Genomic DNA, 24183 nt, shown 5'->3' on the forward strand with positions numbered 1-24183 from the left:
GTCCCGCCGCCGGCCCCGGGCGGCGGGGTCGGCCGGCGGGTCGGCGGCGGGCGGGGGCGGCTCGCCGGGCAGTGTGGGCAGGGAGTGCGGGCGGCCCGCGACGTCGGAGGGCAGCGAGGGAACGGTCGGGGTGCGCGCCCCTTCGGCCGGCCTCGTCCTGGCCGTCCAGGCCGCACCGTCCCACCAGCGCTCCCGCGCCGGCTCGCCCGCTGGTCGGCCCGGGTCCTGGTACCAGCCGGGCGGTGTGGTCTGGCTCACCCGCTGAACTTCTCACACCCGCGCCGTCGCGGCCAGTGGCCGCGCGATGACCCGTGATCACCGCTCCGTCACGACCAACGCCCGGCACGCGGCCGGGCGTTGAGCGGAACTGACGCATGGGGGGACACGGTGGAACGTGACCGGGCGGGCGGGACGCTCGGGCCGGGGCGGCCCGTTGGGGTGGCTCCCGCCGCGCCCCGAACTACCTGCCGGAGTTCGCGGGCTCCGGCTCGGGGATGGCCGCCGCCTCCTCGCTGGGGGTGTTCCGGCCGCCGGGCAGGATCTTGGCCAGCCAGTGCGAACGACCGGCGACCAGCGGCGCGAGCACGGCGAGGATCAGCACATAGCCGGCGATGAACGGCGACAGCCGCTCGTCGAGCCCGGCCGCGGCCGCCATGGTGGCCAGGATCAGCGCGAACTCGCCCCTGGCCAGCAGGGTGGTGGAGACGTTGGCGGTGGGCTCGGCGCCGAACCCGTAGATCCGCGCGGTGAACAGGCCGGCGCCCACGTTCATCACCACGGTGATCAGCACCGCGATCAGCACCGGCCAGATGACGGTCGGCAGGTCGCCGGGCGCGATGGAGAGCCCGAAGCCGAAGAAGAAGATCGCGGCGAAGGCGTCCCGCAGCGGGTGGACCAACTCCCTGATCCGCTCGCCGTTGGCGGTGTTGCCCAGGATCAGGCCGACCATGAAGGCGGCGATGGCGTCGGCGACCCCGAACTGCTCGGCGATCCCGGAGACCAGCACGGCGGCGCCCAGGAACGAGATGACCAGCAGCTCGTCGTCCTTGATGGCGAACAGCCGGCCGATGAGCTTGGTGCCCCAGCGGGCCGCGATGGCCAGCAGCAACAGGAAGCCGAACGCCTTGGCGATCTGCCAGGCGGTCTCGCCGGCGCTCTCGGAACCGGAGATCACCGGCTGGAGGGCGGCCAGATAGAGGGCGAGGAAGATGTCCTCGACCACGATGATGCCCAGGATGGGCTTGGTCTCCGGGTTACCGATGCGGCCGGCGTCCACCAGGATCTTGGTGACGATGGCGGAGGACGAGATGCCCAGCACACCGGCCAGCACCAGCGCCTCGGACGTGCCCCAGCCCAGCGCGAAGCCGAATCCCAGCCCGGCGCCGACGTTGAGCGCCAGATAGGTGCAGCCGGCCACGGCCATCTTCTTGCCGCCGGTCTTGAGGTCGTCCATGTGGAACTCAAGGCCGAGGTAGAACAGCAGCAGCACGAGGCCGAGCGCGGAGAGCATCTCCAGGTCGTGCGGGTCCTCCAGCAGAACGAAGCCGGGGGTGTTGGGGCCGAGCAGTATCCCGGCCAGGATGAAGAGCGGAATCGTGGGCAGGCCTATGCGGCCGCCGAGGCGGGCGAGGAACGCGGCGGCGACGAAGGCGCCGCCCATCGCGAGCAGGGTGTCAGCGTGTCCCATCCCGCATCAGCCCCGGGGGTCGAGCGACGGGGAAACGGACGGGAGAGCGGCGGGACCAGTGAGGGTGCCGGGTCGGGTGGGCGTCGGCAAGTGAGTGTCTCCTTCTCGGCGTCCGGACGGCTCGGCAAAGTGAGCGTCAAGAAATCGTTAATATTTAGCTTACCAAACGATTTCTGGGCCACCAGGGGGCGTGGCGAAATTGTCGGTGGTGTGCGGCATGATCCGTCCTGTGACCACACGTCTGATGCTGCTCGACACCGCCTCGCTGTACTTCCGCGCCTATCACGGCGTGCCCGACTCCGTTCGCGCCCCCGACGGCACCCCGGTCAACGCGGTGCGCGGCCTGCTGGACTTCATCGCCAGGCTGGTCAGGGACCACCGGCCCGACGCGTTGGTGGCCTGCGTGGACGAGGACTGGCGCCCCGCCTGGCGGGTGGCGCTGATCCCCACCTACAAGGCCCACCGGGTGGCCGACGAGGTGCCCGGGGGCACCGACGTCGAGGAGGTGCCGGACACCCTCAGCCCTCAGGTGCCGGTGATCGAGGCCGTGCTCGACGCGGTGGGCATCCTCCGCGTCGGCGCCCCCGAGCACGAGGCCGACGACGTGATCGGCACGCTCAGCCACCGCGCCACCGGGCCCGTTGACATCGTCACGGGGGACCGCGACCTCTTCCAACTGATCGACGACTCCAGGGGTGTTCGGGTTCTCTACCCGGTCCGTGGCATGGCGAACCTGGCGGCGTTCGACGAGGCCGCGCTGCGGGAGAAGTACGGCGTGGACGGCCCCGGCTACGCGGAGCTGGCGCTGCTGCGCGGCGACCCGAGCGACGGGCTCCCCGGGGTGCCGGGGATCGGCGAGAAGACGGCGGCCAAGCTGCTGGCCAGGTTCGGCGACCTGGCCGGCCTGGTGGCCGCGCTGGACGACCCGACCTCGGGGCTGACGCCGGCGCAGCACCGCCGGCTGCGCGAGGCGGCGGACTATCTGGCCGTCGCGCCGCGCGTGGTGCGGGTGGTCACGGACCTCCCGCTGCCCGAACGGGACGCGACGCTGCCGGCCGCGCCCCGGGACCCGGAGGCGCTGGCCGCGCTCGACGAACGCTGGGGCCTGGGCGGCTCCCTCTCCCGCCTGGTCGCGGCGCTGGCTTCCTGAGCCGGCCCGCTGGGCGGGCCGGCACCCCCCGGCCGCCGGCCGGGGACGCGCATCGGCTGCGCCGGGCACGCGGCGCCCAGGCCGGGCCGGGCCACCGCCCGGCAGTGGCAACAGCCGCACCTCCGACGGCAGTTCATGATCAGCAGACCGAGCCTCACGCCGCCCCCATGTCAACGACCCAGCCCCGAACGGGTCAGCGGCATCCGGTCCGTCCGGGCCCCGGCCGCCGGGCGTGAGCCCGCACCGCCCACTCCCCCAACCCACCGCACCCGTTCGACAACCACCCGTCGCTGACAACACCCGCCCCGCACCGTCCCGACCGGCCAGGCCGCCACCCGCGCCGCCCGTTCACCAACAGCCCCCGGCGCACCGCCCGCTCACCGCCACCGCCCGTCAACCCCGACCGGCCGCCCGGCCGCAGGCCCCGCCGCCCCGCCGCGCGGGCCCCCAGGGCCCCGCCGGCCCTGGGCCCGACCCGGCCCGGGCAGGGCTCAGCCCAGGGAGCTGTACGCCACCACGCCCCGCAGGAGTTGGTCGACGGCCTGGCGCGCGGTCCTGCCCACGCCGCTGCCCTCGGGGGCGGCGGCGGACAGCTGGCCCAGCACGTCGATGACCTGCTTGCACCAGCGGACGAAGTCCCCGGCCGGCATCTCCGCGTCGCGCAGCACCGCGTCCAGGCCCTGGCCCTGCGCCCAGCGGTAGACGGGCCAGGCGAAGCCGAGGTCGGGTTCGCGTTGCCCGACGCCGGTCACGGTGCTGATCCGGTGCCGTTCCTCCAACGCGTCCAGCCGCCCCCAGATCCGCACCATCTCGCCCAGCGCCTGCCGGGTCCGCCCGTCGGGCACGTCCGGCGCGGGCGCGTCGTCGGCGGAGCGCGCCTCGTAGACCAGCGCGGAGACACACGCGGCCAGCTCCGCCGGGTTGAGGCCCTCCCAGACGCCGTCCCGCAGGCACTCGCTGGCCAGCAGGTCCAACTCGCCGTAGAGCCGCGCCAGTCGGCGGCCGTGTTCGGTGACCTCGTCGCCGCGCAGGTAGTCCAGCTCGGTCAGCAGCGCGGCGACCTGGTCGAAGGTCCTGGCGATGGTGTTGGTGCGGCCCGCGATCCGGCGTTCGAGCTGCCGGGTGTCGCGGCGCAGCCGGTGGTAGCGCTCGGCCCACCGCGCGTGGTCCTCGCGGGACTCGCAGCCGTGGCAGGGGTGCGCCCTGATCTCGCGGCGCAGGCGCGCGATCTCCTGGTCGTCGGCGGCCTGGGCGCGTTCCTTCCGGTGCCGACGCGGCTCGACGTGCCCCGCCTTGGTGCGCAGCGCGGAGGCCAGGTCGCGGCGGGACTGCGGGCTGCGCTGGTTGAACGACCTGGGGATGCGCATCCGGCCGAGCGCCTCGACCGGCACCGGGAAGTCCATCGCGCCCAGCCGCTTGACCTGCCGCTGAACGGTGAGGACCAGCGGACGCGGCCCGTCGTGGTGGTCGAAGCCCCGGTGTCCGCCGCTGCGCCCGTCGGGCATCCCCGGGTCGAGGACCAGCGCCAGGCCGGCGAACTTGCCGGTGGGCACGTGGATGATGTCGCCGGGCCGCAGCTTCTCCAACGCGTCGGAGGCGGCCGCCCTGCGCTGGGCGACGCCCTGCCGGGCCAGCTCGGTCTCGCGTTCCTTGAGCTTCTGCCGGAGCCCCGCGTACTCCTCGAAGTCGCCCAGATGGCAGGTCATCGCCTCCCGGTAGCCCTCAAGGCCGGTCTCGTTGCGCTGCACCTGGCGGGAGATCCCCACCACCGAGCGGTCGGCCTGGAACTGCGCGAACGAGGTCTCCAGCAGCTCCCGCGAGCGGTGCCGGCCGAACTGGGCGACCAGGTTGACGGCCATGTTGTAGGAGGGCTTGAACGAGGAGCGCAACGGATAGGTGCGCGCCCCCGCGAGCCCCGCGAGCGCCCCCGGGTCCATGCCGCGCTGCCACAGCACCACGGCGTGCCCCTCGACGTCGATCCCGCGCCGCCCGGCGCGGCCGGTGAGCTGGGTGTACTCGCCGGGGGTGATGTCGGCGTGCTGCTCGCCGTTCCACTTGACCAGCTTCTCCAACACCACCGAGCGCGCCGGCATGTTGATGCCGAGGGCCAGGGTCTCGGTGGCGAAGACGGCCTTGACGAGGCCCTCGACGAACAGCTCCTCGACGATCTCCTTGAAGCGGGGCAGCATCCCCGCGTGGTGCGCGGCGATGCCCCGTTCCAGGCCCTCAAGCCACTCGAAGTAGCCCAGCACATGGAGGTCCTCGTCGGGGATGGCGGAGGTGCGGCGCTCGACGATCTCCCGCACGCGGGCGCGCGCCGGCGCGTCGTTGAGGCGCAGCCCGGCGGCGAGGCACTGCTGGACGGCCGCCTCGCAGCCGGCGCGGCTGAAGATGAACGTGATGGCCGGCAGCAGCCCCTCGGCGTCGAGCCGGTCGATGACCTCGACGCGGCTGGGCGTGTAGAGCCGGTTCCGCTGGCGCTTCTCGCGCTCCCGCTCGGCGGCCCTGCGCCGGTCCCGGACGTTGCGGTTGCGCTCCCGCGCGCCCCAGGAGCGGGTGTTCTCAAGCCGCGCCATCCGCAGCAGGTCGGGGTTGACCTCCCGCTTGCTGTCGGACTCGGCGAACAGGTCGTAGAGCCGGCGCCCGGCCAGCACGTGCTGCCACAGCGGCACCGGCCGGTGCTCGGAGACGATCACCCGGGTGTCGCCGCGCACGGTGTCCAGCCAGTCGCCGAACTCCTCGGCGTTGGAGACCGTGGCCGACAGCGAGACCAGCGAGACGGACTCGGGGAGGTGGATGATCACCTCCTCCCACACGGCGCCCCTGAACCGGTCGGAGAGGTAGTGCACCTCGTCCATCACGACATAGCCGAGGTTGGTCAGGGCGGTGGAGTTGGCGTAGAGCATGTTCCGCAGCACCTCGGTGGTCATCACGACCACCGGGGCGTCGGAGTTGACGCTGTTGTCGCCGGTCAGCAGGCCGACCCTGTCCTCGCCGTAGCGGCGCAGCAGGTCGGCGTACTTCTGGTTGGAGAGGGCCTTGATCGGCGTGGTGTAGAAGCACTTCCGGCCCTGGCTGAGCGCCAGGTGGACGGCGAACTCGCCCACGATCGTCTTGCCCGAGCCGGTCGGCGCCGCGACCAGCACGCCATGCCCGGCCTCCAGGGCCTGACACGCCTCGATCTGGAAGTCGTCCAGGGCGAAGTCGTAGAGATCACGGAACGGGGCGAGAGCGGTCCGCTCGTCCGCAGCCCGACGCCGTGACTCGGCGTACCGCTCGGCGGGAGACATGTGCTCGGTCATCGTCTCCCGAGCCTACCGGCCCACCGGTCCGCTCTTCCTGGCGATCTCTCCCGGGGCCGGTGGCGCTCAGGCCGGCTCGGGCGTCAGCACCCGCACCGCGCGCGGAACGCACTCGGCCACCAGCGGCAGCGGCCCCAGCGCCTCGCCGTCGGCGTAGCCGGTGACGCCGGGCGACGCCAGCTCCACGCGGCGGGCCCGGTGGGTGGTGACGACGGGGTGGCTCAGGTGCGTTCCCCGGTAGACGCGGGGGAAGACCCGCAGCAGGGTGGAACGGCGGCAGGGGCCGACGACGGTGACGTCCAGCAGCCCGTCGTCCAGGTCGGCGTCGGCGCAGATCCGCATCCCGCCGCCGTAGGAGGGGCCGTTGCCGACGGCGACGAGGGTGGCCTCCAGCTCGCGCCAGGGCCCGTCGTCCAGCCGCAGGCGGTAGGGCAGCGGGCGCAGGGCGGCCAGCTCGGCAACCATCGCGAGGTCGTAGCGGAGCCCGCCGCGTGGCCAACGCATCCCGTTGGCGCGGTCGTTGACGCGGGAGTCGAAGCCGGTGGCCAGCACGCTGCCGAACCAGGTCGCGCCGACCCGCCCCAGGTCGACGGCGCGCGGCTGCCCGCGCTTGAGCGCCTCGGCGATCACGAGGGCGGCGGCCCTCGGGTCGCGCAGCGGCAGCCCGAGGGCGCGGGCGATGTCGTTGCCGGTGCCGACGGCGACCAGCCCCAGCGGGGTGGCGGTGCCGGCGACGGCGCGCAGCGCGAGGGAGGACATCCCGTCGCCGCCGAGGGCGACCAGGGCCCCGGTGCCGGCGGCGACCGCCGCGTGGGCGCGGGCCAGCGCGTCGTCCGCGTCGAGGCCGACCAGCACCCGGACGGCGATCCCGGCCTCGCGCAGCACCCGGGCCACGGGCTCGGCGGCGCGCCGCCCGTTCCCCCGCCCGGCCACCGGATTGATCAGCAGGGTGACCTCACCGCTCATCCAGCGGTCTTCCCACGGCTCATGTCACGTCGTCGTCATACCCGTTGACGGGGCGGTCGTCGTCGAGCCTCTCGGCGGGGCCGACGGGCTCGGGCGTCAGGTCCAGCTCGGACGCCTCGTCGTCGGCCAGCTCGGCGTCGGCGTTCCGCCTGCGCCGGCGGCGGTCGTTGAGCATCGCGATGCCGCAGGCCAGGAAGTAGAGGCCGGTGACCGGGATCTGGAGCGCGATCATCGACATCAGGTCGGTGGGCGTGATGGCGGCGGCGAAGATCGCGATGCCCATCACCATCCAGCGCCACCAGCTGATCATCCGCTTGCCGGAGACCACGCCGCCCAGGTTCAACAGGACGAGCAGCAGCGGGAGTTCGAAGGAGATGCCGAACGCGAGGGCCAGCCGGACGGTGATGTCGAGGACCTCCTCGACGCTCACGAAGTTCTGCGCGTCGTCGGCGCTGAAGCTCAGCAGCACGGGGATCGCCCGGGGCAGCAGCCAGTAGGCGAAGTAGGTGCCGGTGAGGAACAGCGGAACGCCGACCGCGACCACGGCCCGGCTGTACTTCTTCTCGTTGCGGTGCAGCCCGGGCGCGATGAACGCCCAGAGCTGGTAGAGCCAGACCGGCGAGGCCCCGATGAGGCCCACCAGCAGGGACACCCGCAGATAGGTGGCGAACGGCGCGGTCAGGCCGTTCTGCGCCAGCACGGCGCAGCGCTTCTCCTCGGCCTGAAGGCTCCCTCGCTCACACATCGGCACCGGATCGGTGAGGAAATCCATGATGTCCTTGGCGAAGAACGCCGCCACGATCGCCACGATCACGACCGAGAGCGCCGCGATCCCCAGCCGGTTGCGCAACTCACGAAGATGCTCGGTGAGCGGCATCCGCCCTTCGGGGTCCTTCGGCGGTTTACGCGCGGTCTTGAGCACCCCACGTCCTCATCTCGTAGGGCGGCCGGTGTCCCACCCGGCCGCCTGCCCTCACTGCACGGTCACGGTGAACGTCGAGGCGTCAGCCCCTGGCCTCGCCCCTGGGCTCGTCCACGGGCCGGGCGGCGGTCGCCTCGCCGGGGGTGGGCTCGATGCTGCGCGGGGCGACGACCGGTTCGGCGTCGTCGGCCGGCTTGTTGTTCTCCGCCTTCATGGCGGCCGTCTCACTCTTCATGATCCGCATCGACTTGCCCAGCGCCCTGGCGGTGTCCGGCAGGCGCTTGGAGCCAAAGACCACAACGACGACGAGGAAGACGATGAGAAGGTGCATAGGGGAGATAGCGCCCATGATGTGTCTTCTCTCTCTTCGGGTCTCTCTTCGAGATTTGGGATCTGACGCTGGCGGGTGATGGAGGAATCGCGACCACCAGCCACACGATCAGCAATCTTAACGCCCGGGGGTAAACACAAAGCAATGCTTGGGCGTCGCTCTATTCTTCCCGGATCTCACTTCCGACACCCGGGGAGATCTCCCGGCGCACCCGGCCCGACCTGGCCGCGAGCGGGGCGGCGGCGCGTTCCAGCTCGTCGGCGGCGCGGCCGAGCCGCTCCGTTCCCTCGGCGACGGCCCGGGAGAAACGGGCCACCTCGATCCCCACCCGCACCGCGAGAACCCCGAGCACGGCGACCCCGGTGAAGGTCAGAAGAACGAGCGCCATCGGCCAGAACACGTGCTATCCCAACTCCTCGTAGCCGCGCAGCGCGGCCCTGGCCGCCTCGCGCGCGCTGTCCGCCAGCTCCGGGGGCGCGACGATCCGCCCGTCGCCCCCGAGCCGGAGCGCGAGCCGGCGCAGCGTGGTGGGGTCGGGGGTGCGCAACGTGATGCGCAACCCGCCGTCCGGCAGCTCCTCGGCCTCGTCGTGCGCGTAGTACTCGGCGACCCACCGGCCGCCGGGGCCGACCTCGATCACCACCTCCGGGTCGGTCGGCGCCGGCTGCACCAGGCCCTCGCTCAGGTCGCGCGGCTCGATCGGCGGCGGGTCGGCCGGCACGTCCAGCAGCTCGATGCTGGCCACCCGGTCCAGCCGGAAGGTGCGCCGGGCCTCGGTGCGGTGGCACCACGCCTCGACATAGGTGTGGCCGACGGCGAAGAGCCGGATCGGGTCGATCTCCCGGTCGGTCAACTCGTCCCGGCCCGGCGAGTAGTAGCGGATGCGCAGCCGCCGACGCTCGGCGATGGCCCGGTCCACCTCGGCGAAGACGCCGCCCTCCGACTCGAAGGTGACCGACACCCGCGAGCTGGCCCTGGCGCTCTCCCCCGCCGCCGCCTCCAGCTTGGCGGTCAGCCGCAGCAGCGCGTCCCGGTCGCCCTCCCGCAGCCCTGGCATGGTGGCCACGGCGCGCGCCGCGACCAGCAGCGCGGTCGCCTCGTCGGCGGCGAGCCGCAGCGGCTGCCCGGTGGTGGAGCCGGTGGCCTCGGCGTTGTACCACCAGATGTGCTCGCCGTCGGTGTCGATGTCCAGCAGGTCGCCGCCCCGGAAGCTGGTGCCGCACATCGGCAGCACGCTCAGGTCCGAGATCAGCTCGTCCTGGCTCACGCCGAAGGCGCGCGCCACCTCGTCGACCCTGGCCCCCGGCCGCTCCCGCAGATAGGTCACCAGCGACAGCAGCCGCCTGGTGCGGTCAATGGCGGTGGTCGCCATGTCGTCATCTCCCCCTCCTGCCCTTCCCCGGCCCGAGTCGCGGGCCGTGCCTTCGCCCCGTCGTCAGCCCTTGGCGACGGCGCGCAGCCGCTCCATCACGTCGGCCCGCAGCTCGGCCGGCTCCAGCACCAGCACGTCCGGCCCGAACTCGGCCAGCCAGGCGTCGAGTCCGTGCCCGTAGGGGATCTCCAGCTCGTCCCACTCCACGCCCCGGCTGATGAACCGCGTCGCGCGGGCGCGCAGCGGGTAGCCCGCGCCGGCGCGCAGCCTGATCCGGGCCTGCGCGGTGGCGTGCTCCCCGGCGAACGCGGCCACGCCCTCGCGCACCGCCACCTGGTCGGGGACCTCGGCGGTGAACTCCCCGGACCGCGACCTGACCCGCCCGACGATCCGGGAGAGCCGGAAGACCCGCTGCGCCCGCCGCTCCCGGTCCCAGCCGGCCAGATACCAGTTGCCGTGCCAGCACTCCAACGCCCAGGGCTCGACGTGCCGGGCCCGCGGGGTCGCCGCGTTGGACTTGCGGTAGTCGAAGGTCACCAGCCGGCGGTCCCGGCAGGCGATCATCAGCGGCTCGAACGCCGCCTCCCCGGCCGGCACCCTCGGCTCGATGGCGCTGTAGCGGTCCTGCTCTGCCTCGACCATGGGGACGCCGGCGGCGCGCAGCTTCTGGAGCGCGCCGCTGGCCGCGCCGGCGAGCCTGGCCTGCTGCCAGACCTTGGCGACCAGGCCCAGCGCGGCGGCCTCGGCCGCGTCCAGGGTGACCGGGGGTAGCCGGTTGAGGTCGCGGCGGGCCAGATAGCCCACCTCGCCGTCCAGGCTCTCCACGGTCTCGATCACCATGCCCAGCTCGCGCAGGTCGTCCTTGTCCCGCTCGAAGGTGCGGTTGAACGCGTCCTCCGAGGTCACCTCGATATACGCCTCGATGGAGGTGCGCAGCTCACGCTTGCTCAACGGGCGGGCGGTGTTCAGCAGGCACAGGGCCAGGTTCATCAGCCGCTCGGCCTTGGCGATGGCCATCGCACCGCCACCCCCTTCCGTTTGTCCGTTTCGTTCCCGCCGGCGCGCGGCGGTCGCCCCAACCTCCCCCGGACACAGGGGCGTTCGGCGCCACAACGCGTGGGCCCACCCCCGCGACGGGGATGGGCCCACGGTACCGCCTGCGTCGATCAGGCCGAGACCAGGTCGCAGACGAAGATCAACGTCTCGCCCGGCTTGATGCGTCCGCCGGCCCCGGCGTCGCCGTAGGCCAGGTGCGGCGGGATGGTCAGCTGCCGGCGGCCGCCGACCCGCATCCCCTGCACGCCCCGGTCCCAGCCGGTGATGACCTGACCGGCGCCGAGCTGGAACCGCAGGGGCTGACCCCGGTTCCAGCTGGCGTCGAACTCCTCACCGGTGCTGAAGGCCACGCCCACATAGTGGACGGAGACCTGGGCACCGGCCTCGGCGACCGGTCCGTCCCCCACCCAGAGGTCCTTGATCTCCAGGTCGGCCGGCGGCTCGCCTCCCGGGAAGTCAACCTCGGGCTTCTCGTTCTTCACCGAAAACCACTCCTACGAAGGATCGTCGCATCGCGTCGGTTGTCGACGCGCGAGGCGCCTGGGCTCGAAGAGCCCTCAGGCGGCGCCGATGATGTCGACCACGAAGACCAGGGTCGAGCCGGCCGGAATGCCGCCGTTCTCCTGGTCTCCATAGGCCATGTCGGGCGGGATCACCAGCAGGACCCGGTCGCCGACGTGCTTGCCCACCAGGCCCTGGTCCCAGCCGGGGACCACGGAGCCGGTGCCGATCTGGAAGGCTGAGGCCGACTCGCGCTCCCAGGAGGAGTCGAAGACCTCGCCGTCGGCCCAGGTCACGCCCGTGTACTGGACGACCAGGGCCTGCCCGTTGGTGACCTCGGGTCCGTCGCCCTCGACGAGCAGCTGCTGCTGGAGCTCCTCCGGCGGGTCCTCGCCCTCGGGGACGGTGATCTGCGGGCCCTCGTCGCCCATCTCCACGGCCGGGAGGCCGTCCTCGGTCTCGGCCTGCTCGCCCTCGACGGACCCGGCCGGGTCCACGCTGGCGGCGGCGACGATGTCGAAGACCCAGACGACGCCGTCGTCCTCCTGGAGCCCGACCTGCTGGGCGGCCGGCCCGAGCAGCTCGCCCGCCTGGCCCTCGACCTGCACCCGGCTCCCCACCTGCTGCCCGACCAGCGGCGCGGTGACCGTCTGCGGCAGCGAGGACTCCACGTTGGCCTGGGCGATCACCTGCGGCTTGGCGCCGTCCTCGGACTGCTGGGTGGGCTCGCCCTCGGTGGTGCGCCAGGTGTTGACCAGCTCGGCGTCCTGCGCCACGGCCGTGGCCACCACGTCCATCCGCAGGTAGTCGCCCTCGGCGACCTCGGCGCCTTCGCCCTCCCTGAGCACCTCGACGACGGTCTCCTCGGCGACCGAGGCGTCGGCGTCGATCTTGATCTCGGGCTGCTCTCCGGGCTCACCCGAGACGGTCGCCACCGGACCGTCGCCGTTGCCCTCGTCGTCGCCCGATTCGGAGCCGCAGGCGGCGGTCAGGAAGAACGCCGGCACGGCCAGCGCCGCGACGATGCGGTGCGCTCGTTGTGTGGGGATCATGAGTCCAACTCGCGGTAGGAACGGCCGGGGCGGGACCCCGCTGGTCCCGCCCACCCTACGACCTCCGGCACGCTCCGCGTGTCGCTCACATGCCGGCGATGAGCTTCTCCACCCGCTCGTCGACGGACCGGAACGGGTCCTTGCACAGGACCGTCCGCTGGGCCTGGTCGTTGAGCTTCAGATGGACCCAGTCCACCGTGAAGTCCCGCCGCTGCTCCTGCGCCCGGCGGATGAAGTCCCCGCGCAGCCTGGCCCTGGTGGTCTGCGGGGGAACGGACTTGCCCTGGAAGATCTTCAGGTCGTTGCAGATCCGCTCCGCCTGGCCCCTGCGCTCCAGCAGGTAGTACAGGCCACGGCGGCGGTGGATGTCGTGGTAGGCGAGGTCTATCTGCGCCACCCTGGGGTGCGACATGGTCAGGTTGTGCTTGGCCCGGTACCGCTCGATCAGCTGGTACTTCATGACCCAGTCGATCTCGGTGTTGATCTTGTCCAGCTGCTCGCCGCGGATCGCCTCCAGCGTCCGCCCCCACAGCTCCAGGATCCTCTCGGTGAGCCCGGACCGCATCCCCCGGCGCTCGCAGAAGTCCAACGCCTTGTCGAAGTACTCCTGTTGGATCTCCAGCGCGGACGCCTCCCGGCCGGTGGCCAGGCGGACCTTGCGCTGGCCCGTGGTGTCGTGGCTGACCTCGCGGATGGCCCGGATCGGGTTCTCCAGGGTGAGGTCGCGCATCACCGTGCCCGCCTCGATCATCCGCAGCACCAGGTCGGTCGCGCCCACCTTGAGCAGCATGGTGGTCTCGGACATGTTCGAGTCGCCGACGATCACATGGAGGCGGCGGTACCGCTCGGCGTCCGCGTGCGGCTCGTCCCTGGTGTTGATGATCGGCCGGGAGCGGGTGGTGGCCGAGCTGACCCCCTCCCAGATGTGCTCGGCGCGCTGGCTGACGCAGAACACCGCGCCCCTGGGCGTCTGGAGCACCTTGCCCGCGCCGCAGATCAGCTGCCGGGTGACGAGGAACGGGATCAGCACGTCGGCCAGCCGGGAGAACTCCCCGTGCCGGGCGACCAGGTAGTTCTCGTGGCAGCCGTAGGAGTTGCCGGCGGAGTCGGTGTTGTTCTTGAAGAGGTAGACGTCGCCGGCGATGCCCTCCTCGTGCAGCCGCCGCTCGGCGTCGACGAGCAGTCCTTCGAGAATCCGCTCGCCCGCCTTGTCGTGGGTGATCAACTCGGTGACGTTGTCACACTCCGGAGTGGCGTACTCCGGGTGCGAGCCGACGTCCAGATACAGCCGGGCACCGTTGCGCAGAAAGACGTTGCTGCTGCGGCCCCATGACACGACGCGGCGGAAGAGGTACCTGGCCACCTCGTCCGGGGACAGCCGTCGCTGGCCACGGAACGTGCAGGTGACGCCGTACTCGTTCTCCAGCCCGAAAATGCGGCGATCCATGAGTGAACATTACGCCTGATGCCCGCTTCTGAAACCGGGTTCGAGCGCGGCGTTTCGATCATTTCGCGATTCCGCCGAGGGCGCGGACTCGCCCCTGGGAGCTGCGAGAACGCGGCGGGTGGCGAGCAGCACCAGCACCCCGAGCCAGCCCGAGACGCCGGCGACCAGGAAGCCGGCGGCCTCCTGCCCCCACTCGACGACCGGGCCGGCGACCGCCGTACCGACGGCCGCGCCCACCCCGAAGGTGGTCACCAGCCAGGAGAACGCCTCGGTCACGGTGCCGCGCGGCGCGTGCCGGTCGATGACCACGAACGCGCAGGCCAGCGCGGGCGCCAGAAAGACCCCGCAGACCCCGGCGAGCAGCGTCATCAGCGCCACGGACGCCGGCACCAGGGCCAGCGGGAGATAGCCGGCGGCCAGCGCGGTCACCAGCACCAGCAGCCGCGACTCGGCCGGCCCGGCCCAGGGCCTGGCGCCGTAGCACAGACCGCCGACCAGCGCGCCGACGCCCAGCGCGGAGAGCAGATAGCTGGCGACCAACTCGTCGCCGCGCGCGTCCGCGTAGGCCACGGCGGCCACCGAGATCGCGCCCAGCGCCATCCCTACGCACAGGAAGCAGCCCAGCAGCGCGCGCAGCCCGCCGGAGCGCAGCGCGCCCAGCCAGTGCGCCTCGCGCCGCTCGCCACGCCAGGCCCGGGACGGCTCGGAGACCACCACGGTGAGCGCGCCGAGCAGGCCGACCACGTTGATCACCAGCAGGGCAGCGCCCTCCGACCAGGCGGCGACCAGCAGCATCACCACCAGCGGGCCGCCGGCGAACATCACCTCCTGGGCGACGGCGTCCAACGCGTAGGCCCTGCGCACCCGTTCGGGCACGCCCAGCACGCTCGACCACAGCGCGCGCAGCGCGCCCTCCAGCGGCGGGGTGGTGAGCCCGGCCAGCAGCACCAGGGCCGCGGCCAGCGGCACGGAGCCGGTGCCGACCAGCGCCAGCGTGGCCATGGCCAGCGCGGAGACCAGCGCGGCGGGGAACATCAGGCGCTGCCCGCGACGGTCGACCAGTCGGCCCAGGAGCGGCTGGCCGACGGCGGTGGCCAGGCCGTGCACGGCGGCCAGCGCGCCGGCGAGCGAGTAGCCGCCGCCCTCGGCCCGGGTGAAGAGCACGATCGCCAACGGGGCGGTGCCGTGCGGGAGTCGGCCCACCAGCGTGCCGGTCAGCAGGCGCAGCACATGGGGGGAGCGCAGCAGCTCCCCGTAGCCGGCGGCCATGGGTTCACCCTTCGTCAGTGTTACGTATAACGGCCTCCGATTCTACGTACGATGGCCCGATCCGGAAGGCCGAGAACCGGCCTCTCGCCCGTGACCCGCTCCCGAGGAGGGCCCGTGGCCCAGGCGCGACCGCCGACCAGCCGCGACGTGGCCGAGCGCGCCGGCGTCTCCCAGGCGTCGGTCTCGCTGGTGCTGCGCGACCGCTGGCGCGGCCGGGTCTCCCCCGCCCGCGCCGAGGCAGTGCGGGCCGCCGCGCGGGAGCTGGGCTACCGGCCGAACCTGGCGGCCCGCAATCTGCGCCTGGGCCGCGCGCGCACCGCGCTGGTGGTGGTGCCGGCGCTGACCAACGACTTCTTCGGGCGGGTGCACGCGGGCGCCGCGGGGGTGGCGGCCGAGAACGGGCTGCACCTGGTGCTCTACCCCTCGCCCGAGGGGGTGGGCCCGGCGCCCGACCCGTTCGCCTCGGCGGCCGCGACCCTGGACGGGGTGCTGGCCTCGTCGATGGCGGCCGAGGCGCTGAGCGCGCTCAGCGCTGCGGGGCTGCCGCTGGTGATGCTGGACAGCGAGCCGGGCCGGACCCCTGCGGCGACCACGGTCAACCCGGACATCGCGGCCGGGATGCGCCAGGTCGCCGACCACCTGCGGGAGTTGGGGCACCGCAGGATCGCCCATATCGCTGCCGACGTCGACTCCTGGACCTTCGCCGTGCGGGCCGCGACGCTGGCCGAGCGGCTGCGCTCGTCGGGCGCCCCGGCGCCACGCACCGAACGGGCCGAGCTGAGCGTGGTCGGCGGGCTGCTCGCCGCCGAACGGGCCCTGGCCGCCACGCCCCGTCCCACCGCGCTGGTCTGCGACGACGACGTGCTGGCCGCCGGGGCGTGCAAGGCGGTGCGGCGGCTGGGGCTGCGGGTGCCGGAGGACGTGTCGGTGACCGGCTTCGACGATCTGGCGCTGGCCACCACGGTGGAGCCGGAGTTGACCACGGTCAGCCTGCCGGCCGAGGAACTGGGGGCGGCCGGGATGCGGGCGCTGCTGGCCGTGCTGGAGGATGCCCGGGAGGGCTCGCGGGAGAGGTCCGGTCAGCCGGACACGGTGCTTCCGGTGCGCCTGGTCCGGCGCCGGGGTCACTTCTCGCCGTTCTTCTTCGGGGAGTCGCTGGAGTCGCCTGAGCCGTTGGACTCGTCGGAGCCCTCGGACCCGGCCGCCGGGGCACCGTCGCCGCCGTCCGCCTCCAGCAGGCTGGCGAGCTGGCGCTGCAACACCCGCTTGAACTTGCGCTGTTGCGGCCGCTTGCGGTCCAGGACCGCGACCTCCAGCTGCTCGCTGGTGATCTCCCGCTCGGTGCCGCCGCTCTCCCGGGCCAGCGAGGCCACGGCCAGCCGCAGCGCCTCGCCCAGGCTCATGTCGTCCCGGTGCCGCTGGCTGAGGTAGCTTCCGATCTGGTCCGAGTTCCCGCCGACGGCGACCGAGCCGTGCTCGTCGATGATCGAACCGTCGTGGGGCAGCCGGTAGATCTCGTCCTCGGCCGGGGTGGCCCCGACCTCGGCGACCAGCAACTCGACCTCGTAGGGCTTCTCCACCGTGGCCGAGAAGATCGTGCCCAGCGTCTGGGCGTACAGGTTGGCCAGGCCGCGAGCCGTCACGTCCTGCCGGTCGTAGGTGTAGCCGCGCAGGTCGGCGTAGCGGGTGCCGCCGATGCGCAGGCTCTCGTACTCGTTGTACTTGCCGGTCGCGGCGAACGCGATCCGGTCGTAGATCTCGCTCACCTTGTGCAGCGCGCGCGAGGGGTTCTCGGCGACAAACACGATGCCGTCGGCGTACTGGAGCACCACCAGGCTCCGGCCGCGCGCGATGCCCTTGCGGGCGTACTCGGCGCGGTCGGCCATGGCCTGCTGGGGTGAGACATAGAACGGCGTGGACACCGGAGTTGTCCCTTCACATCTGGTCGGTCACAGCGAAATGGTCGGCATCGCGGGCTGGGCCCGGCGCTAGACGACGGGCGCCTGCGGGCCGTTGGGCCGCCCCAGGCGCGCGTCGTGGACGGCCCTGGCGACCTCGGACGCCTCGTCCTCGGTCAGGCGGCGGATGCCGTCCTCGGTGATCACCATGACGATGGGGTAGATCCGGCGCACCAGGTCCGGGCCGCCGGTCGCCGAGTCGTCGTCGGCGGCGTCGAAGAGGGCCTGCACCACGACGGTCACGACCTGCTCCTCCGTCAGGTCCGCGTGGTGGAGCTTCTTCAACGAGCCACGGGCGAAGACCGATCCGGAGCCGACGGAGGCGAAGCCCGTCTCCTCCGTGCGGCCGCCGGCCACGTCGTAGGAGAAGATCCGGCCCCGGCCCCGGTCCAGGTCGTACCCCGCGAAGAGCGGGACGACGGCCAGGCCCTGCATGGCCATGCCCAGGTTCCCCCGGATCATCGTGGCGAGGCGGTTGGCCTTGCCCTCCAGCGAGAGCACCTCGCCCTCGACCTTCTCGAAGTGCTCCAACTCCAGCTGGAAGAGCTTCACCAGCTCCACGGCGATGCCCGCCGTGCCGGCGATGCCGACCGCCGAGTACTCGTCGGCCGGGAAGACCTTCTCCATGTCCTTGGTGGCGATGACATTGCCCATGGTGGCGCGGCGGTCGCCGGCCAGCACCACCCCGTCGGCGAAGCTGGCGGCCACGATGGTGGTGCCGTGCACCGCCTCCACCGGGCCCTCGATCGGGGGCAGCGACCGGCCGGGCAGCCGCTCGGGCGCGTGCTCGGAGAGGAAGTCCAGAAACGAGGACGACCCCGGCCGCAGGAAGGCCGCCGGGAGTCGCCCCTGGTCGTGGGAGTTGGCTGCCACAGGTTTCCTTCCAGATAGGCGAAACGGTCCGCTGCTCCGGGCCAGCGGTGGGCCGGGCAGAGGCAGCGTACGTCACGGACCCTACCCGTCACATGGACATGATCCACATGCGTCGGAAGCGATACCCGGCAGCCGCCTGCCTACTGGCCGCCCTTCTGAACGAAGCTGCGCACGAAGTCCTCGGCGTTCGACTCCAACACCTCGTCGATCTCGTCCAGGACCGAGTCCACATCGTCCGTCAGGGCCTCCTGACGCTCCTTGAGATCCTCGGAGACCTCGGCGTCCTGCGCCTGCTCCTCGGTCTCCTCGCTGGTACGCGACGCCCTCTGCTGGCCGCCGCCGGTGTCCTTGGTCGCCATCTCCCTCACCCCATGCTCAGCTGTGACGTGACAAGATCAGACCCTACTAGCCGGGGCTGACATCGGCTTCTCGGAGCGGATGCGTCCGGAACCCACCCTGATCATTCCCTGATCGGGGGCGAGTCAGCCGCCGGAGAGCGCCCTGACGAGATCCTCGGCCGTCTCGGAGCGCTCAAGCAACCCCTCCACGTGCTCCCGGGTCCCGCGCAGCGGGTCCATGGTCGGCACCCGTTGGAGCGAGTCGCGCCCGGGCAGGTCGAAGATCACCGAGTCCCAGGAGGCGGCGGCCACATGCTCCGCGTACCGCTCCAGGCAACGGCCCCTGAAGTACGCCCTGGTGTCCTCGGGCGGCCGCCGCCGCGCGCGGGTCACCTCGTCCTCGTCGAGCAGGGTCCGCATCCGGCCGCGCGCCACCAGCCGGTTGTAGAGGCCCTTGTCGGGCCGCACGTCCGCGTACTGGAGGTCGACCAGGTGCAGCCTGGCCGCCTCCCAGCCCAGCCCGTCCCGCCGCCGGTAGCCCTCCATCAGCTCCCGCTTGGCCACCCAGTCCAGCTGGTTGGCCAGGCTCATCGGGTCGCTCTCCAGCCGGGTCAGCACGTCCTCCCAGCGCGTCAGCACGTCCACGGTCTGCTCGTCGGCGTCCGCGCCCCAGCGCTCCTCGACGTACTTGCGGGCCAGTTCGTAGAACTCCATCTGGAGCTGCGTGGCGGTCAGTCGCCGGCCGCTGCGCAGCGTCACCAGCTCCTTGAGCGAGGGGTCGTGGCTGACCCGGTGCAGGGTGCGCACCGGCTGGTCCACGGCGAGGTCGACGGCGATGAAGCCGTCCTCGATCATGGACAGCACCAGCGCGGTGGTGCCCAGCTTCAGATAGGTGGAGATCTCCGAGAGGTTGGCGTCGCCGATGATCACGTGGAGGCGGCGGTAGCGCTCGGCGTCCGCGTGCGGCTCGTCCCTGGTGTTGATGATGGGGCGCTTGAGGGTGGTCTCCAGGCCCACCTCGACCTCGAAGTAGTCGGCGCGCTGGCTGATCTGGAAGCCGTGCTCCCCGCCGTCCTGCCCGAGGCCGACCCGGCCGGCGCCGCAGACCACCTGGCGGGAGACGAAGAACGGCGTCAGGTGCCGCACGATCTCGGAGAACGGGGTCTCCCGCTTCATCAGGTAGTTCTCGTGGGTGCCGTAGGAGGCGCCCTTGTTGTCCGTGTTGTTCTTGTAGAGCAGGATCGGCTGGGCGCCCGGCACCTCGCCGGCGCGCTGGGCCGCCTCGGCCATGATCCGCTCCCCCGCCTTGTCCCAGAGCACCGCGTCCAGCGGGTTGGTGGTCTCGGGGGCGCTGTACTCGGGGTGCGCGTGGTCGACGTAGAGCCGGGCGCCGTTGGTGAGGATGACGTTGGCCAGGCCGATGTCCTCGTCGGTGAGCTGGCTGGCGTCGGCGTTGTCCCTGGCCAGGTCGAAGCCCCTGGCGTCGCGGAGCGGGTTCTCCTCCTCGAAGTCCCAACGGGCTCTTCTGGCGCGGTGCATGGCCGCCGCGTAGGCGTTGACGACCTGGGAGGAGCTGAGCATGGCGTTGGCGTTGGGGTGGCCAGGGACGGAGACGCCGTACTCGGTCTCGATGCCCATCACTCGCCGTACGGTCATGCGGCCCTCCTTGCCTCGCGGTGTCCTCGGGACCCGGTCGCTGCCTAGCAGCCTAGGCGACACGGGGTGCGGTGAGGAGATCACCGCGAGTTTCCCTGGACGGTCTGGGAACGCGTCCGGCTGCGGGCCACGCCTCGCGTGCCCCGCAGCCGGACGTCGTCGCTCGCTGCTTAAGAACGGTCCTACAGGTGAAGGTCCTACAGGTACTGGCCGGTGTTGGCCACCGTGTCGATGGAACGGCCGGTGTCGCCGCCCTGCTTGCCGGTGACCAGCGTGCGGATGAAGACGATCCGCTCGCCCTTCTTGCCGGAGATCCGGGCCCAGTCGTCCGGGTTGGTGGTGTTGGGCAGGTCCTCGTTCTCCTTGAACTCGTCGACGCACGCCGAGATCAGGTGGGAGACGCGGATGCCCTTCTGCTGGTGGTCGAGGAAGTCCTTGATCGCCATCTTCTTGGCCCGGTCCACGATGTTCTGGATCATGGCGCCGGAGTTGAAGTCCTTGAAGTACAGGACCTCCTTGTCACCGTTGGCGTAGGTGACCTCCAGGAAGCGGTTCTCCTCGGTCTCCGCGTACATCTGCTCCACGACGGTCTGGATCATGCCGTCGATGGCGGCCTCCGCGTTGCCCTGGTGCTCGCCGAGGTCGTCGTCGTGCAGCGGCAGGCGCGGGGTGAGGTACTTGGAGAAGATGTCGCGGGCGGCCTCGGCGTCGGGGCGCTCGATCTTGATCTTCACGTCGAGGCGTCCCGGGCGCAGGATCGCCGGGTCGATCATGTCCTCGCGGTTGGAGGCGCCGATCACGATGACGTTCTCCAGCCCCTCCACGCCGTCGATCTCGGAGAGCAGCTGGGGAACGATGGTGTTCTCCACGTCCGAGCTGACGCCCGAGCCACGGGTGCGGAAGAGGGAGTCCATCTCGTCGAAGAAGACGATGACGGGCGTGCCCTCGCTGGCCTTCTCCCTGGCCCGCTGGAAGACCAGGCGGATGTGGCGCTCGGTCTCGCCCACGTACTTGTTGAGCAGCTCGGGGCCCTTGATGTTGAGGAAGAAGCTCTTCCCCGCCGGCTTGCCGGTGACCTCGGCGACCTTCTTGGCGAGGGAGTTGGCCACGGCCTTGGCGATGAGCGTCTTGCCGCAGCCGGGCGGGCCGTAGAGCAGCACGCCCTTGGGCGGGCGCAGCTCGTGCTCGCGGAACAGGTCCGGGTAGAGGTACGGCAGCTCGACCGCGTCCCTGATCAGCTCGATCTGGCCGCCGAGGCCGCCGATCCGGGTGTAGTCGATGTCCGGGACCTCTTCGAGGACCAGCTCCTCGACCTCGCTCTTGGGCACCACCTCGAAGACGTAGCCGGAGCGCGGCTCCAGCAGCAGCGCGTCCCCGGCCCGCAGGGTCGAGGCCATCAGCGGCTCGGCGAGCTTGACGACGCGCTCCTCGTCGGTGTGGCCGACCACCAGCGCGCGCTCGCCGTCCTCCAGGACCTCCTTGAGGGTGACGATGTCGCCGGCGTTCTCGAACTCCATCGCGGCGACGATGTTCAGCGCCTCGTTGAGCATGACCTCCTGGCCACGCCGCAGCTCGGCGAGTTCGAGTCCGGGGCTGACGTTGACCCGGAGCTTGCGGCCGCCGGTGAAGATGTCGGCGGTGCCGTCCTCGTTGGCGGCCAGGAAGACCCCGAAGCCCGAGGGCGGCTGGGCGAGCCTGTCTACCTCCTCCTTGAGCGCGACGATCTGGTCACGCGCCTCCCGAAGGGTGCTCGCGAGCCGTTCGTTCTGCGCGGACACGCCGGCCAGATTCGTCTGTAGCTCAACGATCCGCTCTTCGAGAATCCGAGTGTGCCGCGGCGAATCGGCCAGCTTGCGGCGCAGGACGGTGATCTCCTGCTCAAGGTCGGCGATCTGGCGGGCCTGGTCGTCGGAACCTCGCCCGGACCGGATGCCGCGGTTGCTGTCGTCGTTCTGGGATACCACGGTCCTCACCTCCTCCAAGGGGAGCTGGACGCTTCCAGACCCTACCTGGACCGGTGCAGTTCGAAACCCCTAGATCACAAAGACGGTCGGGGCGTGTCCGATCTTCACCCTTGCGCACTCCCTCACGCCAGGGGGATACCCACCCCACGCCGTCAGGAAGCGGCCGGTTGTATCGTCGGTGGTGGTCAACACCCGTCGGGGACAGCCGCTTTTGCCGTTCCCGCGCCGCACGGGCCGCCACGAGCGGGCAAGGAGCGACAGCCGGATGAGCACGCGGAACGAGGCTCCCGAGGCCGAGGAGCTGGAGGTCTGGATCGACCAGGACCTCTGCACCGGGGACGGGATCTGCGCCCAGTACGCGCCCGAGGTGTTCGAGTTGGACATCGACGGGCTGGCCTATGTGAAGCCGCCGGTCGCGCCGGGTGAGGAGGCCGAGTTGCTGACCGAGCCGGGGGCCAGGGCGGTCGTTCCGCTGCCGCTGCTGCGCGAGGTGTCCGACTCGGTCAAGGACTGTCCGGGGCAGTGCATCCATGTGCGGCGGGCCTCGGACGGCGTCGAGGTGCTGGGGCCGGACGCGGACTGAGGCGGGGCCCGTTCCCCGGCGGGGCGTCAGACGCTGTTGGGGGCCCGGTCGGCGATCAGTTCCAGCCGGCCGTCGCGCCACTCCCAGCGCACGTCGCGCTGGAGGTCGGGGCAGCAGCGGCGGACGTCGGGCGAGGAGTAGCCGACCAGCCGGGCGGAGAAGCCGGTGCCCTCGGCGGTCAGACCGTCCACGGTCATCTGCTCGGCGGGGTCGACCAGGGTGGCGGTGACCTCGGGGGCGGCGTCCGTTCCCGCCGCGTGGGTGAGCAGGTACATGCCGTTGGGCGGGGAGCCTGAGCCGGCGTCGCAGCGCACCACGGCGACGGTCTCGCCCCGGCCGTCGGCGTCGAGGTCCACCTCGGCCTGGTCGGTGACCAGCACGTCGAACGGGCCGCAGTCCAGCGGGTAGTCGGCGGCGGTGGCGTCGGGGCCGGCCGTGGCGACCGCGCCGCCCGAGGTGGCGCCGGCGCCGGTCGGCTGGACGAGGGCGGCGACCCCGGTCACGGCGGCCACGCCGACGGCGGTGACCAGCCAGTGCCGGGGGCGGGCGTGGGTGTGCGGAAGGCCGTCGGTCGTGGCGCCCTGGGGCGCTGCCGATTGCTGCACGCGGGGTCTCCTGGGGGCGGGAGGGGGCGTCGGCTGAGGCTCGCCGGCAGACCGGCATGGTGCCATATCTCACATCGGCCGGGAACGGCGGGGTCCCTCTCGCCCCGCGCCCCTCACCGTTCCCACCCGTTCCTTCGCCTCCCGCGCGCGTCCGCGTCAACCCCGTGACGGGCGGCGGGAGTTCGGCGTGGGGTTCAGCCGGTGGCCGAGCCCGGGCCGGTGTAGTCCGAGCCGTAGGCGCCCGGGGCCGGGCGGCGGCGGCGCAGCGGCGGGGTGACGCCGTCGGCGAGCCGGCGGGCGGTGAGCAGGAAGCCGGTGTGGCCGATCATCCGGTGGTCGGGGCGCACCGCGAGGCCCTCGACGTGCCAGGTGCGGACCATCGTCTCCCAGGCGGTCGGCTCGTTGAAGCTGCCGTGCTCCCTGATCGTCTCGACGGTGCGCGCGAGTTGGGTGGTGGTGGCGACGTAGGCGCACACGATGCCGCCGGGCACCAGGGCCTTGGCGACCGGGTCCAGGCACTCCCAGGGCGCGAGCATGTCCAGGATGACGCGGTCCACCTCGGTGTCGGAGAGGTGGTCCTGGAGGTCCCCGACGGTCAACTCCCAGGCGGGGTGCGGAGTTCCGAAGTACCGGGTGACGTTCTCGCGCGCGATCTCGGCGAAGTCGGCGCGGCGCTCGTAGGAGTGCAGCATCCCCTGGTCGCCGATGGCCCGCAGCAGGAACGTGGAGAGCGACCCCGAGCCGACGCCGGCCTCGACGACGCGGGCGCCGGGGAAGATGTCGGCCATCGCCAGGATCTGCCCCGCGTCCTTGGGGTAGACCACGGCGGCCCCACGGGGCATGGACAGGACATAGTCGGGGAGCAGTGGGCGCAGCGCCAGATAGGCGACGTTTCCCGTGGTGCGGACCACGGTCCCCTCGGGGGCGCCGATCAGCTCGTCGTGCGGGAAGGCTCCCTTGTGGGTGTGGAAGCTCTTGCCCGCCTCAAGCGTGAACGTGTAGTGGCGTCCCTTGGGGTCGGTCAGCTGTACCTGGTCCCCGACCTCGAAGGGCCCGCGACGGCGGGCGGCACCGGTCGGTTCGGACATGGCGGCCAGCCTAGTCCAGGCGCCCCGCCGGCCCGTAATCGAGGCGGGGCAGGCGGCGGGCGG

The 24183-nt window shown here is 72.1% G+C and carries 22 protein-coding genes and 1 pseudogene; 3 read left to right on the plus strand and 20 right to left on the minus strand.

Going from position 1 to position 24183, the window contains the following annotated elements; genetic code table 11:
• Both EBN88_RS04980 and EBN88_RS04985 read right to left on the minus strand, forming a co-directional pair.
• A partial coding sequence (locus EBN88_RS04980) for a DUF2510 domain-containing protein (RefSeq protein WP_147472646.1) occupies positions 1 to 258 on the minus strand: 258 nt, incomplete at its 3' end.
• Positions 259 to 460: 202 nt separating this feature from the next.
• Complete coding sequence (locus EBN88_RS04985; protein WP_122182605.1) at positions 461 to 1660, minus strand: cation:proton antiporter; 1200 nt, start codon at positions 1658 to 1660, stop codon at positions 461 to 463.
• Between the two features lie 244 nt (positions 1661 to 1904).
• Between EBN88_RS04985 and EBN88_RS04990 the strand changes: the two genes are divergently transcribed.
• On the plus strand, positions 1905 to 2837 hold the full coding sequence (locus tag EBN88_RS04990) for a 5'-3' exonuclease (protein ID WP_233580469.1): 933 nt from the start codon (positions 1905 to 1907) through the stop codon (positions 2835 to 2837).
• A 491-nt stretch (positions 2838 to 3328) separates the two neighbouring features.
• On the opposite strand, the gene EBN88_RS04995 is transcribed toward EBN88_RS04990, so the two are convergent.
• The 11 genes from EBN88_RS04995 to EBN88_RS05045 all read right to left on the minus strand — a co-directional run bounded on the left by EBN88_RS04995 (position 3329) and on the right by EBN88_RS05045 (position 15055).
• Positions 3329 to 6139: a DEAD/DEAH box helicase gene (locus EBN88_RS04995; protein WP_122182570.1), complete on the minus strand. Its 2811-nt coding sequence runs from the start codon at positions 6137 to 6139 to the stop codon at positions 3329 to 3331.
• Positions 6140 to 6205: 66 nt separating this feature from the next.
• Positions 6206 to 7105: a diacylglycerol kinase gene (locus tag EBN88_RS05000; protein ID WP_122182571.1), complete on the minus strand. Its 900-nt coding sequence runs from the start codon at positions 7103 to 7105 to the stop codon at positions 6206 to 6208.
• A gap of 19 nt (positions 7106 to 7124) precedes the next feature.
• Positions 7125 to 8027 (minus strand): twin-arginine translocase subunit TatC, encoded by a 903-nt coding sequence (tatC, locus tag EBN88_RS05005; RefSeq protein ID WP_122182572.1) that lies wholly within the window; start codon positions 8025 to 8027, stop codon positions 7125 to 7127.
• Positions 8028 to 8109: 82 nt separating this feature from the next.
• Entirely contained in the window at positions 8110 to 8376 is a 267-nt protein-coding gene (gene tatA, locus EBN88_RS05010) for a Sec-independent protein translocase subunit TatA (protein ID WP_122182573.1), read from the minus strand.
• Positions 8377 to 8518: 142 nt separating this feature from the next.
• Positions 8519 to 8758 (minus strand): hypothetical protein, encoded by a 240-nt coding sequence (locus EBN88_RS05015; protein ID WP_199742256.1) that lies wholly within the window; start codon positions 8756 to 8758, stop codon positions 8519 to 8521.
• Positions 8759 to 8761: 3 nt separating this feature from the next.
• Entirely contained in the window at positions 8762 to 9730 is a 969-nt protein-coding gene (locus tag EBN88_RS05020; protein WP_122182574.1) for a helix-turn-helix transcriptional regulator, read from the minus strand.
• 63 nt (positions 9731 to 9793) lie between these two features.
• Positions 9794 to 10747, minus strand: coding sequence for a helix-turn-helix transcriptional regulator (locus EBN88_RS05025; protein WP_122182575.1), 954 nt, complete (start codon positions 10745 to 10747; stop codon positions 9794 to 9796).
• A 149-nt stretch (positions 10748 to 10896) separates the two neighbouring features.
• Positions 10897 to 11268 carry an FKBP-type peptidyl-prolyl cis-trans isomerase gene (locus tag EBN88_RS05030; protein ID WP_122182576.1) on the minus strand — a complete coding sequence of 124 codons (372 nt, stop codon included), beginning with the start codon at positions 11266 to 11268 and terminating at the stop codon, positions 10897 to 10899.
• 75 nt (positions 11269 to 11343) lie between these two features.
• Positions 11344 to 12339 (minus strand): FKBP-type peptidyl-prolyl cis-trans isomerase, encoded by a 996-nt coding sequence (locus EBN88_RS05035; RefSeq protein ID WP_122182577.1) that lies wholly within the window; start codon positions 12337 to 12339, stop codon positions 11344 to 11346.
• 85 nt (positions 12340 to 12424) lie between these two features.
• A complete protein-coding gene (pafA, locus tag EBN88_RS05040; protein WP_122182578.1) occupies positions 12425 to 13786 on the minus strand; it encodes a Pup--protein ligase in 1362 nt (453 codons plus the stop codon).
• 9 nt (positions 13787 to 13795) lie between these two features.
• Positions 13796 to 15055: an MFS transporter gene (locus EBN88_RS05045; RefSeq protein ID WP_122182579.1), complete on the minus strand. Its 1260-nt coding sequence runs from the start codon at positions 15053 to 15055 to the stop codon at positions 13796 to 13798.
• 147 nt (positions 15056 to 15202) lie between these two features.
• Here EBN88_RS05045 and EBN88_RS05050 point away from each other — a divergent pair.
• Positions 15203 to 16174 (plus strand): annotated as a pseudogene (locus EBN88_RS05050) (LacI family DNA-binding transcriptional regulator); the annotation flags it as partial.
• A gap of 5 nt (positions 16175 to 16179) precedes the next feature.
• Here the strand turns inward: EBN88_RS05050 and prcA are convergent.
• The 5 genes from prcA to arc all read right to left on the minus strand — a co-directional run bounded on the left by prcA (position 16180) and on the right by arc (position 21862).
• A complete protein-coding gene (prcA, locus tag EBN88_RS05055) occupies positions 16180 to 16977 on the minus strand; it encodes a proteasome subunit alpha (protein WP_122182580.1) in 798 nt (265 codons plus the stop codon).
• 66 nt (positions 16978 to 17043) lie between these two features.
• Positions 17044 to 17886: a proteasome subunit beta gene (gene prcB / locus EBN88_RS05060; protein ID WP_122182581.1), complete on the minus strand. Its 843-nt coding sequence runs from the start codon at positions 17884 to 17886 to the stop codon at positions 17044 to 17046.
• Positions 17887 to 18026: 140 nt separating this feature from the next.
• Entirely contained in the window at positions 18027 to 18245 is a 219-nt protein-coding gene (locus EBN88_RS05065) for a ubiquitin-like protein Pup (protein WP_097230087.1), read from the minus strand.
• Positions 18246 to 18368: 123 nt separating this feature from the next.
• Entirely contained in the window at positions 18369 to 19880 is a 1512-nt protein-coding gene (gene dop / locus EBN88_RS05070; RefSeq protein ID WP_122182582.1) for a depupylase/deamidase Dop, read from the minus strand.
• Between the two features lie 197 nt (positions 19881 to 20077).
• The gene (gene arc, locus EBN88_RS05075; RefSeq protein ID WP_407703375.1) at positions 20078 to 21862 is read right to left on the minus strand and encodes a proteasome ATPase; all 1785 of its coding nucleotides are present in this window, start codon (positions 21860 to 21862) and stop codon (positions 20078 to 20080) included.
• 247 nt (positions 21863 to 22109) lie between these two features.
• On the opposite strand from arc, the gene EBN88_RS05080 reads away from it, so the two are divergent.
• The gene (locus EBN88_RS05080) at positions 22110 to 22427 is read left to right on the plus strand and encodes a ferredoxin (protein ID WP_122182583.1); all 318 of its coding nucleotides are present in this window, start codon (positions 22110 to 22112) and stop codon (positions 22425 to 22427) included.
• Between the two features lie 26 nt (positions 22428 to 22453).
• On the opposite strand, the gene EBN88_RS05085 is transcribed toward EBN88_RS05080, so the two are convergent.
• Together EBN88_RS05085 and EBN88_RS05090 are read right to left on the minus strand one after the other, a co-directional pair.
• A complete protein-coding gene (locus EBN88_RS05085; RefSeq protein ID WP_122182584.1) occupies positions 22454 to 23032 on the minus strand; it encodes a hypothetical protein in 579 nt (192 codons plus the stop codon).
• 194 nt (positions 23033 to 23226) lie between these two features.
• A complete protein-coding gene (locus EBN88_RS05090; RefSeq protein ID WP_122182585.1) occupies positions 23227 to 24120 on the minus strand; it encodes a tRNA (adenine-N1)-methyltransferase in 894 nt (297 codons plus the stop codon).
• Positions 24121 to 24183: the final 63 nt, after the last annotated feature.

Origin of the sequence: Streptomyces triticirhizae (genome assembly GCF_003696235.1) — a bacterium.
In the GTDB taxonomy this organism is placed as follows: domain Bacteria; phylum Actinomycetota; class Actinomycetes; order Streptomycetales; family Streptomycetaceae; genus Streptomyces; species Streptomyces triticirhizae.